Below are 17,961 nucleotides of genomic sequence, written 5' to 3'. Positions count from 1 at the left end.
GAGAGGGAGTAGCCCGAGATGGCATTAAGGCCTGTGCACCTGCATGATGAGCGGTTTCTTATAAATCCAATGGTAAGCACAGTCCGCTCCCTCGCCCTCTGGGAGAGGGCTGGGGTGAGGGTTCATGAAGCCTCTTCTTAACCCAACGGTAAGCACGGACCGCTCCCTCTCACCCTGGGAGAGGGCTGGGGTGAGGGTTCATGGAGCCTCTTCTTAACCCAACGGTAAGCACGGTCGCTCCCTCGCCCTTCTGGGAGAGGGCTGGGGTGAGGGCTCATGAAGCCTCTTCTTAACCCAACGGTAAGCACGGTCGCTCCCTCTCCCCCTGGGAGAGGGCTGGGGTGAGGGAGAAGTTGCATTCCTGTAACGGGCTGTTGGCCGCCTGTTTCACTACCCACAAGAAATATGAGGCCGATCACAATTAGCGCTTGCGATAAGAAAAGCCGATTGCAACTACCGCAAACCCTCGTTAATGTTACCGATAACATGTTACCGGTAACAATCCAATTAACAACGCCGTCATCAGGCTTGGAGCCCAACCATGAGCAATGAATACAACCGAATTTACGTCATCATGGGCGTTTCCGGCAGTGGGAAATCCGCCGTGGCCGATGCGGTGGCGCGCCGGCTCTCCGCCGCCTTTCTTGACGGGGATTTTCTGCACCCGCGCAGCAACATCATGAAAATGGCGGCGGGCACCGCCCTGACCGATGACGATCGAGCGCCGTGGCTGGATGCCCTGAACGACGCAGCGTTCGCCATGCAGCGCACCAACCGCCTATCCATCATCGTGTGTTCGGCCTTGAAAAAGCACTACCGCGATCGCCTGCGCGCCGGCAACGACAACCTGTCTTTTATCTACCTGCACGGTGATTTCCCGCTGATCCAAGCCCGCATGGCGGCACGCAAGGGGCACTTTTTCAAACCGCAGATGTTGGTTTCACAGTTCGCCACGCTGGAACAGCCCGGGCCGAATGAAAAAGACGTGGCGGCCATTGATATCAATCAACCCCTGGAAGGCGTTATCGCCGCTACCCTACAGCATATCCAACGCGTTATGCCGCAGGAGGCCTGCACGTGAAAACGGCGGCATTTTCCGCTGCCGGCGATAAAACCTTGCTAAAAAGCGGGGGGCTGGATCAAATTGCAGTGCATTTACTGAACCGGTTTAGCCAAAATAAGGCACACTACACGCAGGGCATCGCCGTGGCGGGAAACGCGCCGCGGTGGCGCGCCAATGCCACAGTACCGCTAGCCGCCGTAATGCACCCGAGCAGCGGCGGCATCGCCAACGGCCCCATGCGCTGTTCATACCGCGCATGGCGGTTCCACACGGCAGCAATAATAGCCTTCGCACGGCAATAACAACACGAATCTCCCCGGCTGACAGCCGCCGGGAAGGCACCGCCATTGGCGGCAATGATTATGAAACAATGTGAGGACGGTATGCTTAATTCGACCCTATCCCGTGTCACGCAACGCATCATCGAACGTTCCAAAGCGGCGCGCGCCGCTTATCTGGCACGCATTGAGGCCGCGCGTAGCCAAACCGTACACCGCGCCCAACTGGCCTGCGGCAACCTGGCCCACGGTTTTGCCGCGTGCCAGCCGGACGATAAGGCCGCGCTGAAGAATATGGTGCGCAACGACATTGCGATCGTCACCGCCTACAACGATATGCTCTCCGCCCACCAGCCGTACGAACATTACCCTGAACGGCTGAAACAGGCACTGCACGCCGTGGGCGCCGTCGGCCAGGTCGCCGGCGGCGTGCCGGCCATGTGCGACGGCGTGACGCAGGGGCAAGACGGCATGGAACTGTCGCTGATGAGCCGCGATGTGATCGCCATGTCCGCCGCCGTCGGGCTTTCCCACAATATGTTTGATGGCGCCCTGTTCCTCGGCATCTGCGATAAGATCGTGCCGGGGCTGGTGATGTCAGCCCTCTCCTTCGGCCATTTGCCCACGGTGTTCGTTCCTGCCGGGCCGATGAGCAGCGGTTTGCCGAACAAGGAAAAGGTGCGGATACGCCAACTGTACACCGAAGGCAAAGTTGACCGCATGGCCCTGCTGGAGGCGGAATCCGCCTCGTATCACGGCATCGGCACCTGTACGTTCTACGGCACCGCCAACAGTAACCAGATGGTGATGGAAATGATGGGCCTGCACCTGCCCGGCGCCTCGTTTGTTCAACCGGATACCCCGCTGCGCGATGCCCTCACCGACGCCGCCGCACGCCAGGTGACGCGCCTGACCGACCGCAGCGGCAGCTATATGCCGATCGGCCAACTGTTGGATGAAAAAGTGGTGGTCAACGGCATCGTTGCGCTGCTGGCCACCGGCGGCTCCACCAATCTGACGATGCATATGGTGGCGATGGCGCGCGCGGCGGGCATCATCATCAACTGGGATGATTTTTCCGAGCTGTCCGATGCCGTCCCCCAGCTGTGCCGCATCTATCCGAACGGCCCGGCCGATATCAACCAGTTCCAGGCCGCCGGCGGCGTGCAGCTGGTGGTGCGCGAATTGTTGAAGCTCGGCCTGTTGCACCAGGACGTGCATACCGTCGCCGGCTTCGGGCTGGAACGTTACACCCAGGAACCGTGGCTGGAGAACGGCCAACTGGCCTGGCGCGACGGTGCGGAACGCTCGCTGGATGCCAGCGTGATCGCCAGCGCCGAGCAGCCCTTCGCCCACCACGGCGGCACCAAAGTACTAAGCGGCAACCTGGGCCGCGCAGTCATGAAGACCTCGGCGGTGCCGGCAGATAACCAGATTATCGAAGCGCCGGCGGTGGTGTTTGAAAGCCAGCATGACATCGTGCCGGCGTTCGAAGCCGGCCAGTTGAACAAAGACTGTGTGGTCGTGGTGCGTTTCCAGGGGCCGCAGGCCAATGGCATGCCGGAACTGCATAAGCTGATGCCGCCGCTGGGCGTATTGATGGACCGCGGCTTCAAGGTGGCGCTGGTCACCGATGGCCGCCTGTCCGGCGCTTCCGGCAAGGTGCCCTCCGCCATCCATGTTACGCCGGAAGCCTATACCGGCGGCATGCTGGCCAAGGTACAAAACGGCGATCTGATCCGCGTCAACGGCGTTACCGGTGAGCTGGCGCTGCTGGTGGCCGCCGCCGAACTGGCCGAACGCCAGCCTTACCATCCCGATCTAAGCGCAGAGCACATCGGCTGCGGCCGTGAACTGTTCAGCGCTTTGCGCAGCCAGCTTTCCGGCGCCGAGCAGGGCGCAAGTTGCATTCATTTTTAACCCCGCAGCCTGGGGTATAACGGAGAGAAACACCCATGAATAACTGGAAGACCAACCCAGAACAGATTTTGACCGCCGGCCCGGTCATGCCGGTCATCGTGATTAAGCAGTTGGAGCATGCCGTGCCGCTGGCGAAAGCGCTGCTTGCCGGCGGCGTCAAGGTGCTGGAAGTCACGCTGCGCACCCCGTGCGCGCTGGACGCCATCCGCGCCATCGCCCGGGAAGTGCCGGAAGCCATCGTCGGCGCCGGCACGGTGCTGAATGCCCGCCAACTGCAGGAAGTGACCGCAGCCGGCGCGCAGTTTGCCATCAGCCCCGGCCTGACCGAAGATCTGCTGAAAGCCGCCACCGCAGGCAGCATTCCGCTGATCCCAGGCATCAGCACCGTTTCAGAACTGATGCAGGGCCTCGATTTCGGCCTGCGTGAATTCAAATTTTTCCCGGCGGAAGCCAACGGCGGCGTGAAGGCGCTGCAGGCGATCGGCGGCCCGTTCCCGCAGGTGCGCTTCTGCCCCACCGGCGGCATCTCGCCAGGCAACTACCGTGACTACCTGGCGCTGAAAAGCGTGCTGTGCATCGGCGGCTCCTGGCTGGTGCCGGCAGACGCGCTGGAAACCGGCGACTACGCCCGCATCACCGAACTGGCGCGCGCAGCCATCGCCGGCGCGAAAGCGTAAGCCTGCCCGGGGCCGCTTGCCGGCCCCTAGGAGGTTCCCTCCGCCACCGCGAAGCACGCGTCGGTTCGCTGGCTAAAACGCCGGGCTTTGCGGTAGGCGTACACATCTTCGACATATCCCTCGCGGATACGCTGTTGCAGACCGCGCCAATAACTCGCTTCGAATAGATCACCGTGTATTTCCTCAAACACCTGCCGGATACGCCGATCGCCGCACAGGAAATGGCGGAACTCTTCTGGAAACACATCGTTGGGGGAAATGCTGTACCAGGGTTCGCTGGCCAGTTCATCTTCTGGGTAACGTGGCGGCGGAATATCGCGAAAGTTAATCTCGGTCATATAACAGATTTCATCGTAGTCATAGAACACCACGCGCCCGTGGCGGGTAACGCCGAAGTTCTTGAACAACATATCGCCGGGGAAAATATTGGCCGCCGCCAGCTGCTTGATCGCGTTGCCATACTCCTCAATCACCTCGCGCATCTGCTGGTCATTCGCTTGCTCCAGATACAGATTCAGCGGCGTCATGCGCCTTTCCATATAGAGGTGCTTGATCATGATGCGCTCCCCCAGGTCCTCCAGCTTTTCCGGCACCTCCCGCCATAGCTCCGCCAGCAGTGCCGGGCTGATGCGCGCCTTATCAATCACAAAGTTCTCATATTCTTGGGTATCGGCCATGCGCCCGACCCGATCGTGCTCTTTGACCAGCCGATAACAGGCCATTACCTGGGCCTGCGTCACCTCTTTCTGCGGCGCAAACTGGTCTTTGATCACTTTGAACACCCGATCGAACGACGGCAGAGTAAACACCAGCATCACCATGCCCTTCACCCCCGGCGCAACGATAAACTGTTCGTCCGAGTGCGCCATATAGGTCAAATACTCACGATAACACTCCGTTTTCCCGTGTTTTTGGCAGCCAATCGCCATATACAGTTCGGCGGTGGTTTTGCCCGGCAGGATTTCCCGCAGCCATTCCACCAGCGCCGCCGGCAGCGGCGCATACACCATGAAATAGGAACGGGCAAAGCCAAAGACAATGCTGGCTTCGGCTTTGCTGGTCAGGCAGGTATCAATAAACAACGCGCCCGACTCATTATGGTGGATCGGCAGCAGGAAGGGATATACGGCATCCGCCAAGCGCAGCTTGCCCACCAGCCAGGCCGCCTTGTTGCGGTAAAACAGCTCATTGGCGATCTGAAAACGTGCCCCGGCCAGTTGCCGGACGCTGAACGCCTGCTGCAACGCCCGGATGATATAGCCGATATCGCGCGGCAGATCCTCCCAGGGCAAACGCAGCGGCAAATCATTCAGCATCGCCTGCAACATGCCGGCCAGTTCGCCATTGGGGGTGAAATCCCGCGCCAACGGCCGTGGGATTTCACGAAAGCGCTGCGCCGGCTGCGAGCTAAACACAAACAGCCTTTCCGGCGTGAGATCGCGGTGTTGGAACAGGCGGCAATACACCGAGTTAAAAAAGCTTTCGGCAATCTCAAAGCGCGGATAGTCCGGCAGCAGTTCCGTATAGACGGCCTTGACCCGGCGGCTGAACTGGGGATCCAGCACGTCCGGCCCGGAAATGCATTTGAGCTGCTCCACCACCAGGCCGACGTGGTGATCGTACAGGTGGATGCGCTTTCTCATCGCCTGCTGCACCGCCGGCCAATCCGCCCGCTCAAAACGCTGCTGCGCGCCGGCGGTCACCTCCAGAAAGCGGCCGTACTGTGCATCAAAGCCCTGCAGAATCGTTTGTGCAATCAACAATGCCCGTTTTTCCGCCATATCGCCCCCATCCAGACTCACGCGCCAGCCTGCTGTACCGCCTAGAACTGCTGCTCTTCCGTTGAACCGGTTAGCGCGGTCACCGACGAGGCGCCCCCCTGGATGACGTTGGTGACTTTATCAAAGTACCCGGTGCCCACCTCCTGCTGGTGAGAGACAAAGGTGTAGCCCTGCGAGGCGGCGTCGAACTCCGGCTGCTGCACTTTTTCAACGTAGTGACGCATGCCTTCGCCCTGCGCATAGGCATGGGCCAGATCGAACATGTTGAACCACATGCTGTGGATGCCCGCCAGGGTAATGAACTGGTACTTGTAACCCATGGCGCTCAACGCATCCTGGAAGCGGGCGATGGTCTGGTCATCCAGGTTCTTTTTCCAGTTAAACGACGGCGAACAGTTATAGGCCAGCAGTTTGCCGGGATACCGGGCATGGATCGCTTCTGCGAAACGTTTAGCCGCCGCCAGATCGGGCACGGAGGTTTCACACCACACCAGATCGGCGTAAGGCGCGTAGGCCAGACCACGGCTGATGGCTTGCTCAATGCCGGCACGGGTGCGGAAGAACCCCTCCACAGTGCGCTCGCCGGTGACGAATTCGCTGTCGTACGGATCGCTGTCGGAGGTTAACAAATCCGCCGCATCCGCATCGGTACGGGCGATCAGCAGCGTCGGCACGCCCAGCACATCGGCTGCCAGCCGTGCAGCCACCAGTTTCTGTACCGCCTCCTGCGTGGGCACCAGTACCTTGCCGCCCATATGGCCGCACTTCTTCACCGCCGCCAGTTGGTCTTCAAAATGCACCCCGGCGGCGCCGGCTTCGATCATCGCCTTCATCAGTTCAAACGCGTTCAGCACGCCGCCAAAACCGGCTTCGGCATCGGCGACAATCGGCAGGAAATAATCCACGTAGCCCTTGTTGCCGGGGGTGATATTGTTCGCCCACTGGATCTGATCCGCTCGGCGGAAAGTATTGTTGATGCGCGTGACGACCGCCGGCACCGAATCCACCGGGTATAACGACTGATCCGGATACATGGCCGAAGCGGTGTTAGCATCCGCCGCCACCTGCCAGCCGGAAAGGTAGATGGCTTCAACGCCGGCCTTTGCCTGTTGCAACGCCTGCCCGCCGGTTAACGCCCCCAGGCAATTGACATAACCCTTGCGTGATTCGCCATGCAGCAGGTGCCACAGCTTGGCCGCACCGTTTTGCGCCAGCGTGCACACCGGGTTAACCGAACCCCGCAGAGAAATCACCTCTTCGGCGCTGTAGGGCCGGGTAATGCCTTCCCAGCGGGCTGATTGCCATTCCTGTTGCAGTTGCTCAATCTGTTGGGTACGAGAGGTCGTCATCATTCTTATCCTTACGTTGTCAGTTGTAGGGGTAACGCACCGGCGTTTACGGCTGTGGCGCACAGATAGCCACCGCGTAGACCGCCGTTCTTAGGCCAACAGTTCGTAGCCCGGCAAGGTCAGGAAATCAATTAGCTTATCTTGCGTGGTGATGCGCTCCATCAGGCGCGCCGCATCGTCGAAACGCCCGGCGTTAAAACGCGCCGCGCCCACTTCTTCGCGGATCACCAACATTTCTTCCGCCAGCATCCGGCGGAACAGCGCTTTGGTGACCGGTTGACCATCGCTCAGGCTTTTTTCATGGTGGATCCATTGCCAGATCGAGGTGCGCGAGATCTCCGCCGTCGCCGCATCTTCCATCAGGCCGTAAATCGGCACGCAGCCGTTGCCGGAGATCCAGGCTTCGATGTATTGCACCGCCACGCGAATGTTGGCGCGCATCCCGGCTTCGGTGCGCTCCCCTTCGCAGGGCTCCAGCAGTTGCGCCGCGCCGATTGAGGCATCGCTTTCCCGTAACACCCCCAGTTGATTCGGGCGCTCGCCCAGGATGCGGTCAAACACCGCCATAACGGTATCCGCCAGCCCCGGGTGGGCGATCCAGGTGCCATCGTGGCCATTAGTCGCTTCAAGCTCTTTGTCCACTTTCACTTTGTCCAACACCCAGGCGTTTTTTTCAGCATCCTTACTGGGGATAAACGCCGCCATGCCGCCCATGGCAAAGGCGCCGCGTTGATGGCAGGTTTTGATCAGCAGCCGTGAATAGGCGCTAAGGAACGGTTTATCCATGGTGACCGACTGCCGATCCGGCAGCACACGGTCGCTATGATTTTTCAACGTTTTGATATAGCTGAAGATATAATCCCAACGCCCGCAGTTAAGCCCCACGATATGATCGCGCAGGTGATAGAGAATTTCGTCCATCTGGAATACAGCAGGCAGCGTTTCGATCAGCACCGTGGCCTTGATGGTGCCGCGCGGCAGGCCAAAGCGGTCTTCCGTGAAGCTGAAGACATCGCCCCACCAAGCCGCTTCCTGCCAGGATTGGGTTTTGGGCAGATAGAAGTAAGGGCCGCTGCCTTTCGCCAGCAGTTGGCGATAGTTGTGGAAAAAGTACAGCGCAAAGTCAAACAGGCCGCCGGGGATCGCCTCCCTCTGCCAGTGCACGTGCTTCTCCGGCAGATGCAGGCCACGCACCCGGGCAATCAGCACCGCCGGGTTGGGTTTCAGTTGGTAAATTTTCCCGGCTTCATTGGTGTAGGAAATCGTGCCGTTGACCGCATCGCGCAGGTTGATTTGCCCGTCGATCACTTTGTCCCAACTGGGCGCCAGCGAATCTTCGAAGTCCGCCATAAACACTTTCACGTTGGCGTTCAGCGCGTTGATCACCATCTTGCGCTCCACCGGCCCGGTAATCTCTACCCGGCGGTCCTGCAGATCGCTCGGGATACCGCGAATCTTCCAGTCCGATTCACGAATGGAAGCCGTTTCCGAAATAAAAACCGGCAGCGCGCCGCGATCGATGTTCTCCTGCCAGGCCGAACGTGCGGCCAATAATGTATTACGCCGCGGGGTGAATCGCCCCACCAGTTCAGCCAGAAAATCAACGGCGTCATCCGTGAGGATCTGCCGCTCTGCGGCGCCAAAAGCCTGGTTGAAGGTTAATTCCGTGCCCACTATCTGTTGCGTCATGGTCTTGCTCCCCTCCATCTAACCGCCCGAATGTTGAACAGTGGGCAGTGGGTTTTCATCAGAAAAAATGACGGTTCACCGCCGATCAAACGCCAACGCATGCTCATTTATTACCCTTTCCGATTTAAGATTAACCAATAAAATAAAAAAATCAAAAACGATTTCCATTTTTATAAAACATTTTTATTTACCCTTTTACTTTCAATGTATTAATAAAAAAATGCATAAAAAATCGATAGGAAATCGTTTCCCACAGGCTAAAGAAATGGCGTTATTCGTTTGTTTATACAGGGATTTTCACGGCAAGAAAGTCAACAACGCGGGAAGGAAAAACCGAGGAAGCGCAACGGCGGCCACGATTCAGCCGCCTTAAACATGCAAAAAACTAATCGAGGGTAGGATTCATCTGGCGCAGATCAAACGGCGTAATCTGGTACACGTAATAGTTCAACCAGTTGGAAAACAGCAGGTGGCCATGGCTGCGCCAGGAAGCTTTTGGTGCCAGTTCGGGGTTGTCATTGGGGAAATAATTCAGCGGAACGGTGGGATTGAGGCCAGCGGCTTTGTCCCGACAAAACTCCCCTGCCAACGTCAGCGCGTCATACTCTGGGTGCCCGGTGACAAACGCCATCCGCTTGTCTTTGCTGGCGAACAGGTAGGCGCCCGTCTGCTCGGATTCAGCAAAAATATCCAGATCGGTATAGTCGTGGATCACGTCCGTAGGGAAATCCGCATAGCGCGAATGCGGCGCCAGGAAGGTTTCATCAAAGCCGCGCGTCAGTAGCGCATGCGGTTGCAGCGTGTGGTGCAGATAGACCCCAGACAGCTTCACGTCGCGCGTCAGCTTGGGGATGCCGTACAGCACGTTCAGCGCCGCCTGCACCGCCCAGCACACAAACAGCGTTGAGGTAACGTGTTCTTTCGCCCAGTCAATCACGCGCTCAATCTGCGGCCAGTAAGCCACATCGCAAAAATCCACCAGCCCCAGCGGTGCCCCGGTGACAATCAGGCCATCGAAGTTTTCATGCTGAATATCTTCAAAGTTGCAGTAGAAGTTATTCAGGTGCTCAGCCGGGGTGTTTTTCGGCGCACGGCGGTCAATACGCAGCAGTTGGATATCAATCTGCAACGGCGAATTGGACAGCAGGCGCAGGAACTGGTTTTCCGTTTCAATCTTCTTTGGCATCAGATTGAGGATCAATACTTTTAGCGGCCGGATCTCCTGTGTCTTTGCCCGCGAGGATGTCATGACGAAGACATTCTCATTGCGCAAAAAATTAACTGCAGGTAACTCGTCAGGCACACGAATCGGCATTGCTTGATCCTCTCACATCCGTTTATACGTTTAGACTTCTAGATGCCCGAAGATAGCGTTTTTCACATTGAATGTCGAGTATTCAACCGGTAGGTGAAAATGTTTCATTACGCGCGCCGCAGGGGATAAGCCATCGGAGTGGTAAGGAGATAATTGAGATAATCATGAGCGGCGCAGGCTAAAACGAACCATGCCAGCCCGTTTACCGCGGCTGGCATGGTTCAAGAACGGGTGATGGCCCGCACTTGTACGGGCGCGGGGAGCATCAGGCGCGCATCACCGGGAAGGCGATAACTTCATCCAGGCTTTCGGCACCCAGCGCCAGCATCACCAGGCGATCGACCCCCAGCGCCACGCCGGAACACTCCGGCATGCCGTGCTTCAGAGCATCCAGTAAATAGTTGTCGATGGGGTGCTCCGGCAGGCCCAGTGCCGCACGCTTACGGTTATCCTGCTCAAAGCGTTTGCGCTGTTCGCTACTGTCGGTCAGTTCACGGAAGCCGTTCGCCAGCTCGATGCCTTTGAAATACACCTCAAAACGCTCCGCCACCCGGTGATCTTCGGTGCTGATCTCCGCCAGCGAAGCCTGCGTCGCCGGGAAGTGGTAAACAAACGCTGGCTTTTCACGGCCAATATGCGGTTCAACCCCCATGACGAACAGCAGTTGCAACAGCGTATCGCGATCTTCTTCCGTATCGGCGATGTTGCTCAGATCGAGCTTGGCCGCCACTTCCCGCAGTTGGGCCTTATCGGCCGACAGCGGATCCACATCCAGATGGCGCAAAAACGCCTGCTGGTAGGACAGGGTTTCCGCGCTGTCGCAATCCAGCACCTGCTGCAATAAGTCGTCCACCTCATTCATCAGGCGGTACATGTCGTAGTGCGGGCGATACCATTCCAGCATGGTGAATTCCGGGTTGTGATAACGCCCGGCCTCTTCATTACGGAACGAACGCCCAAGTTGGTAGATGGGGCCGCTGCCTGCCGCCAACAGGCGTTTCATGTGATATTCCGGGCTGGTCATCATGTACAACGTCATGCCGGCAGCGGCCCCCGGGCCAACAAAACGCGTCTGGAACGGGAACAGTTGAACGTCGGTCACCGTCGCCTGGCTCATGGTCGGCGTTTCAACTTCCAACACCCCACGATCGGCAAAAAACCGCCGGACCTCCGCCAGAATGGCTGCGCGCTTTAACAAATTGGCGATGGGTGCACTAGGTTGCCAGCTTGCCGTTTCGCTCATGATTATTACTCCGAAATCAAACAGGGGATGCAGTCTACCCGTATCCGGCTGCGCAAACAAACGCTTCACCCTAGCGCAAACTGTCAGGGTAAAAAACCCCGGGCAGAAACCCTTCGTGCCTGCGATCGCAGGGCCAATTCTCCCAGATGCGATGCCACTTTTTTACGTGCAACTGCTCACGCGATAAACAACAAAACAATCGTTCATGTCAAATTTCTATTCACTAACTTTAGGTATAGTTAACCCTATATTTATTGTGAGTTATCTATCCTTAATGTTTAGAGCAGATCGTCGTCCGGTTTTATAGGTCCAAATTATAAACGTTAAGCATAGATTTCTAATTTGCCGTTTTCACAAGAATACTGGAGGAATGCAGTGCAAACCTTTAATGCCGACCTTGCCATTATTGGCGCCGGGGGTTCTGGTTTACGTGCAGCTATCGCCGCAGCGGAAGCCAATCCCCAATTAAAAATCGCACTGATCTCGAAGGTCTACCCGATGCGCAGCCATACGGTGGCGGCGGAAGGGGGCTCTGCCGCCGTCACGCAGGATCACGATTCGTTCGACTACCACTTTAACGATACCGTCGCCGGTGGCGACTGGCTTTGTGAACAGGACGTCGTCGATCACTTCGTGCATCAATGCCCGCGTGAAATGACCCAGTTGGAACAGTGGGGTTGCCCATGGAGCCGTAAACCCGATGGCTCCGTTAACGTACGCCGTTTCGGCGGCATGAAAATAGAACGCACCTGGTTCGCCGCCGATAAAACCGGCTTCCATATGCTGCATACCCTGTTCCAGACCTCGCTCAAATATCCCCAGATTCAACGTTTCGACGAGCATTTCGTGCTGGATATCCTGATCGATGACGGCCAGGCCCGCGGCCTGGTGGCGCTGAACATGATGGAAGGAACGCAGGTGCAAATCCGCGCCAACGCCGTCATTATGGCCACCGGCGGCGCCGGCAGGGTTTATCGCTACAACACCAACGGCGGCATCGTCACCGGGGACGGGATGGGCATGGCGTTCCGCCACGGCGTTCCTCTGCGCGACATGGAGTTTGTGCAATATCACCCAACCGGCCTGCCGGGTTCGGGTATCCTGATGACCGAAGGCTGCCGTGGCGAAGGCGGCATCCTGGTCAATAAAGATGGCTACCGCTACCTGCAAGACTACGGGATGGGCCCGGAAACCCCGCTCGGCCAGCCCAAGAACAAATACATGGAACTGGGCCCGCGCGATAAAGTCTCACAGGCGTTCTGGCATGAATGGCGCGCCGGCCGCACCATCGCCACGCCACGCGGCGATGTGGTGTATCTGGATCTGCGCCATCTGGGCGAGAAAAAGCTGCGCGAACGGTTGCCGTTTATCTGTGAGCTGGCGAAGGCCTATGTCGGCGTCGATCCGGTCACCGATCCTATCCCGGTCCGCCCCACCGCCCACTACACCATGGGGGGCATTGAAACCGATCAGCAATGCGAAACCCGCATCAAAGGGCTGTTTGCCATCGGCGAATGTTCATCAGTGGGCCTGCACGGCGCCAACCGCCTGGGTTCCAACTCACTGGCCGAACTGGTGGTGTTCGGCCGTCTGGCCGGCGAACAGGCGGCGCAACGCGCGCTGGAAGCCAACCCGGCCAACGGCAGCGCGCTGGATGCCCAGAGCCGCGATGTAAACACCCGCCTGGTTAACCTCATGAAGCAGGAAGGCAATGAGAACTGGGCCAAGATTCGCGACGAAATGGGGCTTTCGATGGAAGAAGGCTGCGGCATTTACCGCACGCCGGAGCTGATGCAAAAGACCATCGATAAACTGGCCGAGCTGAAAGAACGTTTCAAACGCGTCAAAATTACCGACAACTCCAGCGTCTTCAATACCGACCTGCTGTATACCATCGAATTGGGCTACGGCCTGGATGTGGCGGAATGCATGGCGCACTCAGCCTTCCAACGCAAAGAGTCGCGCGGCGCTCACCAGCGCCTGGATGAGGGCTGCACCGAGCGCGATGATGTGAATTTCCTGAAGCATACGCTGGCGTTCCATAGCGCGGACGGCGCGCCGCGCCTTGAATACAGCGATGTGAAGATCACCAAACTGCCTCCGGCCAAACGTGTATATGGTGGTGCTGCCGACGCGCAGGACAAGAAGGATAAGGAGCAGGCAAATGGCTGAGACAAAGACGCTGAACATAGAGATCGTGCGCTACACCCCGGAAAGCGACGCTGAGCCGCACGCCGAGATGTATGCCGTCCCTTATGATGAGCAAACCTCGCTGCTTGATGCGCTGGGCTACATCAAAGATAACCTGGCGCCCGATCTTTCCTACCGCTGGTCATGCCGCATGGCGATCTGTGGCTCCTGCGGCATGATGGTCAACCGGATCCCCAAGCTGGCATGCAAAACCTTTCTGCGCGACTACACCGCCGGTATGCGGGTAGAGGCGCTGGGTAATTTCCCGATCGAGCGCGATCTGGTGGTCGATATGACCCACTTTATCGAAAGCCTGGAGGCGATTAAGCCCTATATCATCGGCAACAATCGCAAACCGGAGGAAGGCCCCAACGTGCAGACCCCGGCGCAGATGGCGAAGTATCACCAGTTTTCCGGCTGCATTAACTGCGGCCTGTGCTACGCCGCCTGCCCACAGTTCGGCCTCAACCCAGAGTTCATCGGCCCGGCCGCCATCACGCTGGCCCACCGCTACAACCTGGACAACCGCGATCACGGCAAGAAACAACGTATGGCGCAAATCAACAGCGATAACGGCGTGTGGAGTTGCACCTTCGTTGGGTTCTGTTCCGAAGTCTGCCCGAAACACGTCGATCCGGCTGCCGCGATCCAGCAAGGCAAAGTGGAAAGCGCCAAAGATTTCATGATCGCCATGCTGAAGCCGCAATAAGGGAGAAATGGCAATGACAACACAACGTAAGCCTTATGTGCGCCCCATGGAGCAGACATGGTGGCAGAAGCTGGGGTTCTACCGCTTTTATATGCTGCGCGAAGGCACGTCGGTGCCGGCGGTCTGGTTCAGTATCGTGCTGCTGTATGGCGTTTTTGCGCTCAAAGGCGGCCCGGAAAGCTGGGCCGGTTTTGTCGGCTTCCTGCAAAACCCGCTGGTACTGCTGATTAACTTCATTGCGCTGCTGGCCGCGCTGCTACACACCAAAACCTGGTTCGAACTGGCGCCGAAAGCGGCCAACATCGTCGTGCACGACGAGAAAATGGGGCCTGGGCCTGTCATCAAAGCGCTGTGGGCCGTCACGATTGTCGTCAGCGTGATCATCCTGGCCGTGGCCTTACTGTAATCTGGAGGAAACATGATTAATCCAGCACCCAAACGCTCTGATGAGCCGGTTTTTTGGGGATTATTCGGCGCCGGCGGTATGTGGAGCGCCATTGTTGCACCGGCCATCGTCTTACTGGTCGGCATACTTCTGCCGCTGGGCCTGTTCCCCGGTGATACGCTGGGCTACGATCGCGTATTGGCGTTTTGCCAGAGCCTGATTGGCCGGCTGTTCCTGCTGCTGATGATCATTCTGCCGCTGTGGTGCGGCCTGCACCGTATCCACCACGGAATGCACGATCTGAAAATTCACGTGCCCGCGGGCAAATGGGTATTCTACGGTCTGGCGGCGATCCTCAGCGTCATTACCCTGATTGGGGTGATTACCCTATAAATTTCTTCGGCGGCCAGCGCCCGTTGGCCGCCTTGCCTGATTTTCCGCTACACTGTTTACCTATCATTCGGTAAACAGGAGTTGCCAATGCGTTTCTGGTCAAAGCTTTGCGTAATGTTTTCCAGCCTTCTTTCCGTAGCCTGCAGCAACGTGACCCCACCCAAGGATGTTAAGGTCGTCGATAATTTCGACAGCCAACGCTATCTCGGCACCTGGTATGAAGTGGCGCGTTTTAATCACCGCTTTGAACGCGGCCTGGAACAGGTTACCGCCAACTACAGCCCGCGCGAAGACGGCGGCCTGAAAGTGATCAACCGTGGTTTCAATAGCCAAAAGCAAAAATGGCAGGAAAGCGTAGGCAAAGCCTACTTTATCGGTTCGGAACAGGTGGGCGCGCTGAAGGTCTCTTTCTTCGGTCCGTTTTATGGTGGCTACAACATCATTGAACTGGATCCTGACTATCGCTATGCGCTGGTATGCGGGCCAAACCGGGATTATTTGTGGCTTCTGTCACGCACACCTACCCTGGATGCCGGGGTGCGCGCCAAACTGCTGCAAACAGCACAAGGCTATGGCTTTGACACCTCAAAGCTCATTTGGGTAAAGCAGCACAATCCCCAGGCCTAGCTCAGCATGTGCCAAAAGCGCGCCCCTGACGGCCGATAAATGATAGCGGCCAGCAGGTAGGGGTAAGCAGAATTGGGGAACGAGCGCTAACCGAGAATTACGGGGAAAGTACCCCCACGGGCATAATATGTCAGCTCGTGGGAATACCATTACGGGAACATTATTGCGCGCTGCGCTGAATCGCTTTACCGCCAGCTTCAACATCTTTACCAACACCTTCCGTCGTGTTGCAAGCCACCAGAGAAGACAGCATCAGTAAAGAAAAAATCGCGATAATACCTTTTTTCAGCATAAAATCATCCTTATTGGTTTTGATGAAAAAGTGTAGCTTTCTAAGTTTAGTAAAGAATTCAGGAAGCTTTTTTTTTATACGGATTTTTCTGCATCAATAAAGTAAACAATGCTGGCAGGCAATAACATGGGAAGCGGGCTGGCGCGAAAGCGGATAGCCGCTCTGCAGGAAGAGATTTGAATACCAGGGGCTTAACCCCTGGTATTCGCGCTTATTTTATTTAACGCGGGATACGTATTCGCCAGAGCGGGTATCAACTTTGATCACTTCGCCGATCTGCACGAACAATGGCACTTTAACCACAGCGCCGGTAGACAGGGTAGCAGGCTTGCCGCCGGTGCCTGCGGTATCGCCTTTCAGGCCTGGATCGGTATCAACGATTTCCAGTTCAACGAAGTTTGGCGGAGTCACGGCGATCGGCTGACCATTCCACAGAGTCACAATGCACTCGGCCTGATCCAGCAGCCATTTGGCGTTATCACCAACAGCTTTCTCATCGGCAGCCAGCTGATCGAAAGTTTCGTTGTTCATGAAATGCCAGAACTCACCGTCGTTGTACAGGTAAGTCAGGGTCATATCCATCACGTCTGCGCCTTCGCAGGAATCGGTGGATTTAAAGGTTTTTTCCAACAATTTGCCGGTCAGCAGACGACGCATTTTTACACGCGCAAATGCCTGACCTTTGCCCGGTTTAACGAACTCACTGGACTCCACCGCGTAAGGCTCGCCCTCGAACATGATTTTAAGACCCGGACGGAAATCGTTGCTAGAATATGTTGCCATGATGGCCCTCTAAAAAATTTAAACTGGTAACTTAGCCAAAAAAATGGCACACATTATAACCCAAAATACGGTAGATAGAGAAGATTGGTTGCAGCAACTCGCCGATGTTATTACCGATCCCGACGAACTGCTACAACTGCTGTCTCTGGAAAACCATCCGGAGCTGCCGTTAGGGCGCGATGCCCGTCGCCTGTTCCCGCTGCGTGTGCCGAGAGCGTTTGCCGCCAGAATACAACCGGGCAATGCCAACGATCCTTTGCTGCGCCAGGTGCTCACCGCCAGAGAGGAGTTTATCAGCGCACCGGGGTTCAGTAACGACCCGCTAGATGAACAACGCAGCGCAGTGCCGGGCCTGCTGCATAAATATGGTAACCGCGCGCTGCTGTTGGTCAAGGGCGGCTGTGCGATTAACTGCCGCTACTGCTTCCGCCGTCATTTCCCTTACCAGGATAACCAGGGCAATAAAAACAACTGGCGCCAGGCGCTGGCCTATATTCGCCAGCACACCGAGCTGGATGAGATCATTTTCTCCGGTGGCGATCCGCTGATGGCCAAGGATCATGAACTTAGCTGGCTGATTAGCGAATTGGAAAGCATCAACCACCTGAAGCGGCTGCGCATCCATAGCCGCCTGCCGATAGTGATCCCGGCACGGATCACCGCCGATTTATGCCAGCGCCTGGCAAGCACCCATCTGCAGGTGGTGATGGTCACGCATATCAACCATGCCAACGAAATCGATCGTGCGGTGCGCAGCAGCATGGCGCGGCTGCGGCAGGCCCGGGTAACGTTACTGAATCAGAGCGTTCTGCTGCGGGGCATCAATGATAATGCCGATACGTTGGCGGCATTAAGCAATGCCCTGTTCGATGCCGGCATTCTGCCTTATTACCTTCACGTACTGGATAAAGTGCAAGGCGCGGCACACTTTATGGTGAGCGATGATGAAGCCAGGGCGATTATGCATGCGCTGCTGCGCAAGGTTTCTGGTTATCTGGTACCCCGCCTGACACGCGAGATTGGCGGTGAACCCAGCAAAACGCCGCTGGACTTACGCCTGGCGCAGGATAAGTTTCCCCCTTAACGTCCTACCCTGTTCTTCTCTGCTTTAGTGGAGAAGATCGCCACAAGGCATTCTATAGGCCGCGCCGAAGCGTGGCCCACAACGCAAAAAGCCCCGTACGCAAGTACGGGGCTTTCTACTGGATTTGATGCCTGGCAGTGTCCTACTCTCGCATGGGGAGACCCCACACTACCATCGGCGCTA

Annotated in this window: 16 protein-coding genes; 9 read left to right on the top strand and 7 right to left on the bottom strand. The window is 57.2% G+C overall.

Annotation, left to right across the window (positions count from 1 at the left end):
- Nucleotides 1–541: 541 nt before the first annotated feature.
- The 3 genes from gntK to ABFX35_RS18230 all read left to right on the top strand — a co-directional run bounded on the left by gntK (nucleotide 542) and on the right by ABFX35_RS18230 (nucleotide 3,938).
- Nucleotides 542–1,081, top strand: coding sequence for a gluconokinase (gene gntK, locus ABFX35_RS18240; protein WP_346082395.1), 540 nt, complete (start codon nucleotides 542–544; stop codon nucleotides 1,079–1,081).
- 365 nt (nucleotides 1,082–1,446) lie between these two features.
- Nucleotides 1,447–3,261: a phosphogluconate dehydratase gene (gene edd / locus ABFX35_RS18235; protein WP_279027252.1), complete on the top strand. Its 1,815-nt coding sequence runs from the start codon at nucleotides 1,447–1,449 to the stop codon at nucleotides 3,259–3,261.
- Between the two features lie 35 nt (nucleotides 3,262–3,296).
- Entirely contained in the window at nucleotides 3,297–3,938 is a 642-nt protein-coding gene (locus ABFX35_RS18230) for a bifunctional 4-hydroxy-2-oxoglutarate aldolase/2-dehydro-3-deoxy-phosphogluconate aldolase (protein ID WP_095846838.1), read from the top strand.
- A gap of 26 nt (nucleotides 3,939–3,964) precedes the next feature.
- On the opposite strand, the gene aceK is transcribed toward ABFX35_RS18230, so the two are convergent.
- The 5 genes from aceK to epmA all read right to left on the bottom strand — a co-directional run bounded on the left by aceK (nucleotide 3,965) and on the right by epmA (nucleotide 11,315).
- Complete coding sequence (gene aceK, locus ABFX35_RS18225) at nucleotides 3,965–5,719, bottom strand: bifunctional isocitrate dehydrogenase kinase/phosphatase (RefSeq protein WP_346082469.1); 1,755 nt, start codon at nucleotides 5,717–5,719, stop codon at nucleotides 3,965–3,967.
- A 41-nt stretch (nucleotides 5,720–5,760) separates the two neighbouring features.
- On the bottom strand, nucleotides 5,761–7,068 hold the full coding sequence (gene aceA, locus ABFX35_RS18220) for an isocitrate lyase (protein WP_346082468.1): 1,308 nt from the start codon (nucleotides 7,066–7,068) through the stop codon (nucleotides 5,761–5,763).
- Nucleotides 7,069–7,158: 90 nt separating this feature from the next.
- Nucleotides 7,159–8,757 carry a malate synthase A gene (gene aceB / locus ABFX35_RS18215; RefSeq protein WP_346082394.1) on the bottom strand — a complete coding sequence of 533 codons (1,599 nt, stop codon included), beginning with the start codon at nucleotides 8,755–8,757 and terminating at the stop codon, nucleotides 7,159–7,161.
- A 385-nt stretch (nucleotides 8,758–9,142) separates the two neighbouring features.
- On the bottom strand, nucleotides 9,143–10,072 hold the full coding sequence (gene metA / locus ABFX35_RS18210; protein WP_279027258.1) for a homoserine O-acetyltransferase MetA: 930 nt from the start codon (nucleotides 10,070–10,072) through the stop codon (nucleotides 9,143–9,145).
- A gap of 265 nt (nucleotides 10,073–10,337) precedes the next feature.
- Nucleotides 10,338–11,315 carry an elongation factor P--(R)-beta-lysine ligase gene (gene epmA, locus ABFX35_RS18205; protein ID WP_279027261.1) on the bottom strand — a complete coding sequence of 326 codons (978 nt, stop codon included), beginning with the start codon at nucleotides 11,313–11,315 and terminating at the stop codon, nucleotides 10,338–10,340.
- A gap of 375 nt (nucleotides 11,316–11,690) precedes the next feature.
- Here epmA and frdA point away from each other — a divergent pair, with 375 nt between their 5' ends.
- The 5 genes from frdA (at nucleotide 11,691) to blc (ending at nucleotide 15,619) form a co-directional block, all read left to right on the top strand.
- A complete protein-coding gene (frdA, locus tag ABFX35_RS18200; RefSeq protein ID WP_279027263.1) occupies nucleotides 11,691–13,487 on the top strand; it encodes a fumarate reductase (quinol) flavoprotein subunit in 1,797 nt (598 codons plus the stop codon).
- A complete protein-coding gene (locus ABFX35_RS18195) occupies nucleotides 13,480–14,214 on the top strand; it encodes a succinate dehydrogenase/fumarate reductase iron-sulfur subunit (protein WP_346082393.1) in 735 nt (244 codons plus the stop codon). The genes frdA and ABFX35_RS18195 overlap by 8 nt, the downstream gene beginning before the upstream one ends.
- A gap of 13 nt (nucleotides 14,215–14,227) precedes the next feature.
- Complete coding sequence (frdC, locus tag ABFX35_RS18190) at nucleotides 14,228–14,620, top strand: fumarate reductase subunit FrdC (RefSeq protein WP_279027265.1); 393 nt, start codon at nucleotides 14,228–14,230, stop codon at nucleotides 14,618–14,620.
- A 12-nt stretch (nucleotides 14,621–14,632) separates the two neighbouring features.
- Nucleotides 14,633–14,992 carry a fumarate reductase subunit FrdD gene (gene frdD / locus ABFX35_RS18185; RefSeq protein WP_279027266.1) on the top strand — a complete coding sequence of 120 codons (360 nt, stop codon included), beginning with the start codon at nucleotides 14,633–14,635 and terminating at the stop codon, nucleotides 14,990–14,992.
- 87 nt (nucleotides 14,993–15,079) lie between these two features.
- Nucleotides 15,080–15,619, top strand: coding sequence for an outer membrane lipoprotein Blc (blc, locus tag ABFX35_RS18180; protein WP_279027271.1), 540 nt, complete (start codon nucleotides 15,080–15,082; stop codon nucleotides 15,617–15,619).
- Nucleotides 15,620–15,779: 160 nt separating this feature from the next.
- Here blc and ABFX35_RS18175 read toward each other — a convergent pair whose 3' ends face one another.
- Both ABFX35_RS18175 and efp read right to left on the bottom strand, forming a co-directional pair.
- Nucleotides 15,780–15,911 (bottom strand): entericidin A/B family lipoprotein, encoded by a 132-nt coding sequence (locus tag ABFX35_RS18175; protein WP_279027273.1) that lies wholly within the window; start codon nucleotides 15,909–15,911, stop codon nucleotides 15,780–15,782.
- A gap of 216 nt (nucleotides 15,912–16,127) precedes the next feature.
- On the bottom strand, nucleotides 16,128–16,694 hold the full coding sequence (gene efp / locus ABFX35_RS18170) for an elongation factor P (RefSeq protein WP_279027274.1): 567 nt from the start codon (nucleotides 16,692–16,694) through the stop codon (nucleotides 16,128–16,130).
- A 43-nt stretch (nucleotides 16,695–16,737) separates the two neighbouring features.
- On the opposite strand from efp, the gene epmB reads away from it, so the two are divergent.
- On the top strand, nucleotides 16,738–17,778 hold the full coding sequence (epmB, locus tag ABFX35_RS18165; protein ID WP_346082392.1) for an EF-P beta-lysylation protein EpmB: 1,041 nt from the start codon (nucleotides 16,738–16,740) through the stop codon (nucleotides 17,776–17,778).
- Nucleotides 17,779–17,961 lie beyond the last annotated feature (183 nt).

This window comes from Gibbsiella dentisursi, assembly GCF_039539505.1.
Lineage (GTDB): Bacteria > Pseudomonadota > Gammaproteobacteria > Enterobacterales > Enterobacteriaceae > Gibbsiella > Gibbsiella quercinecans.
This window is presented reverse-complemented; position numbering and strand designations above follow the sequence as displayed.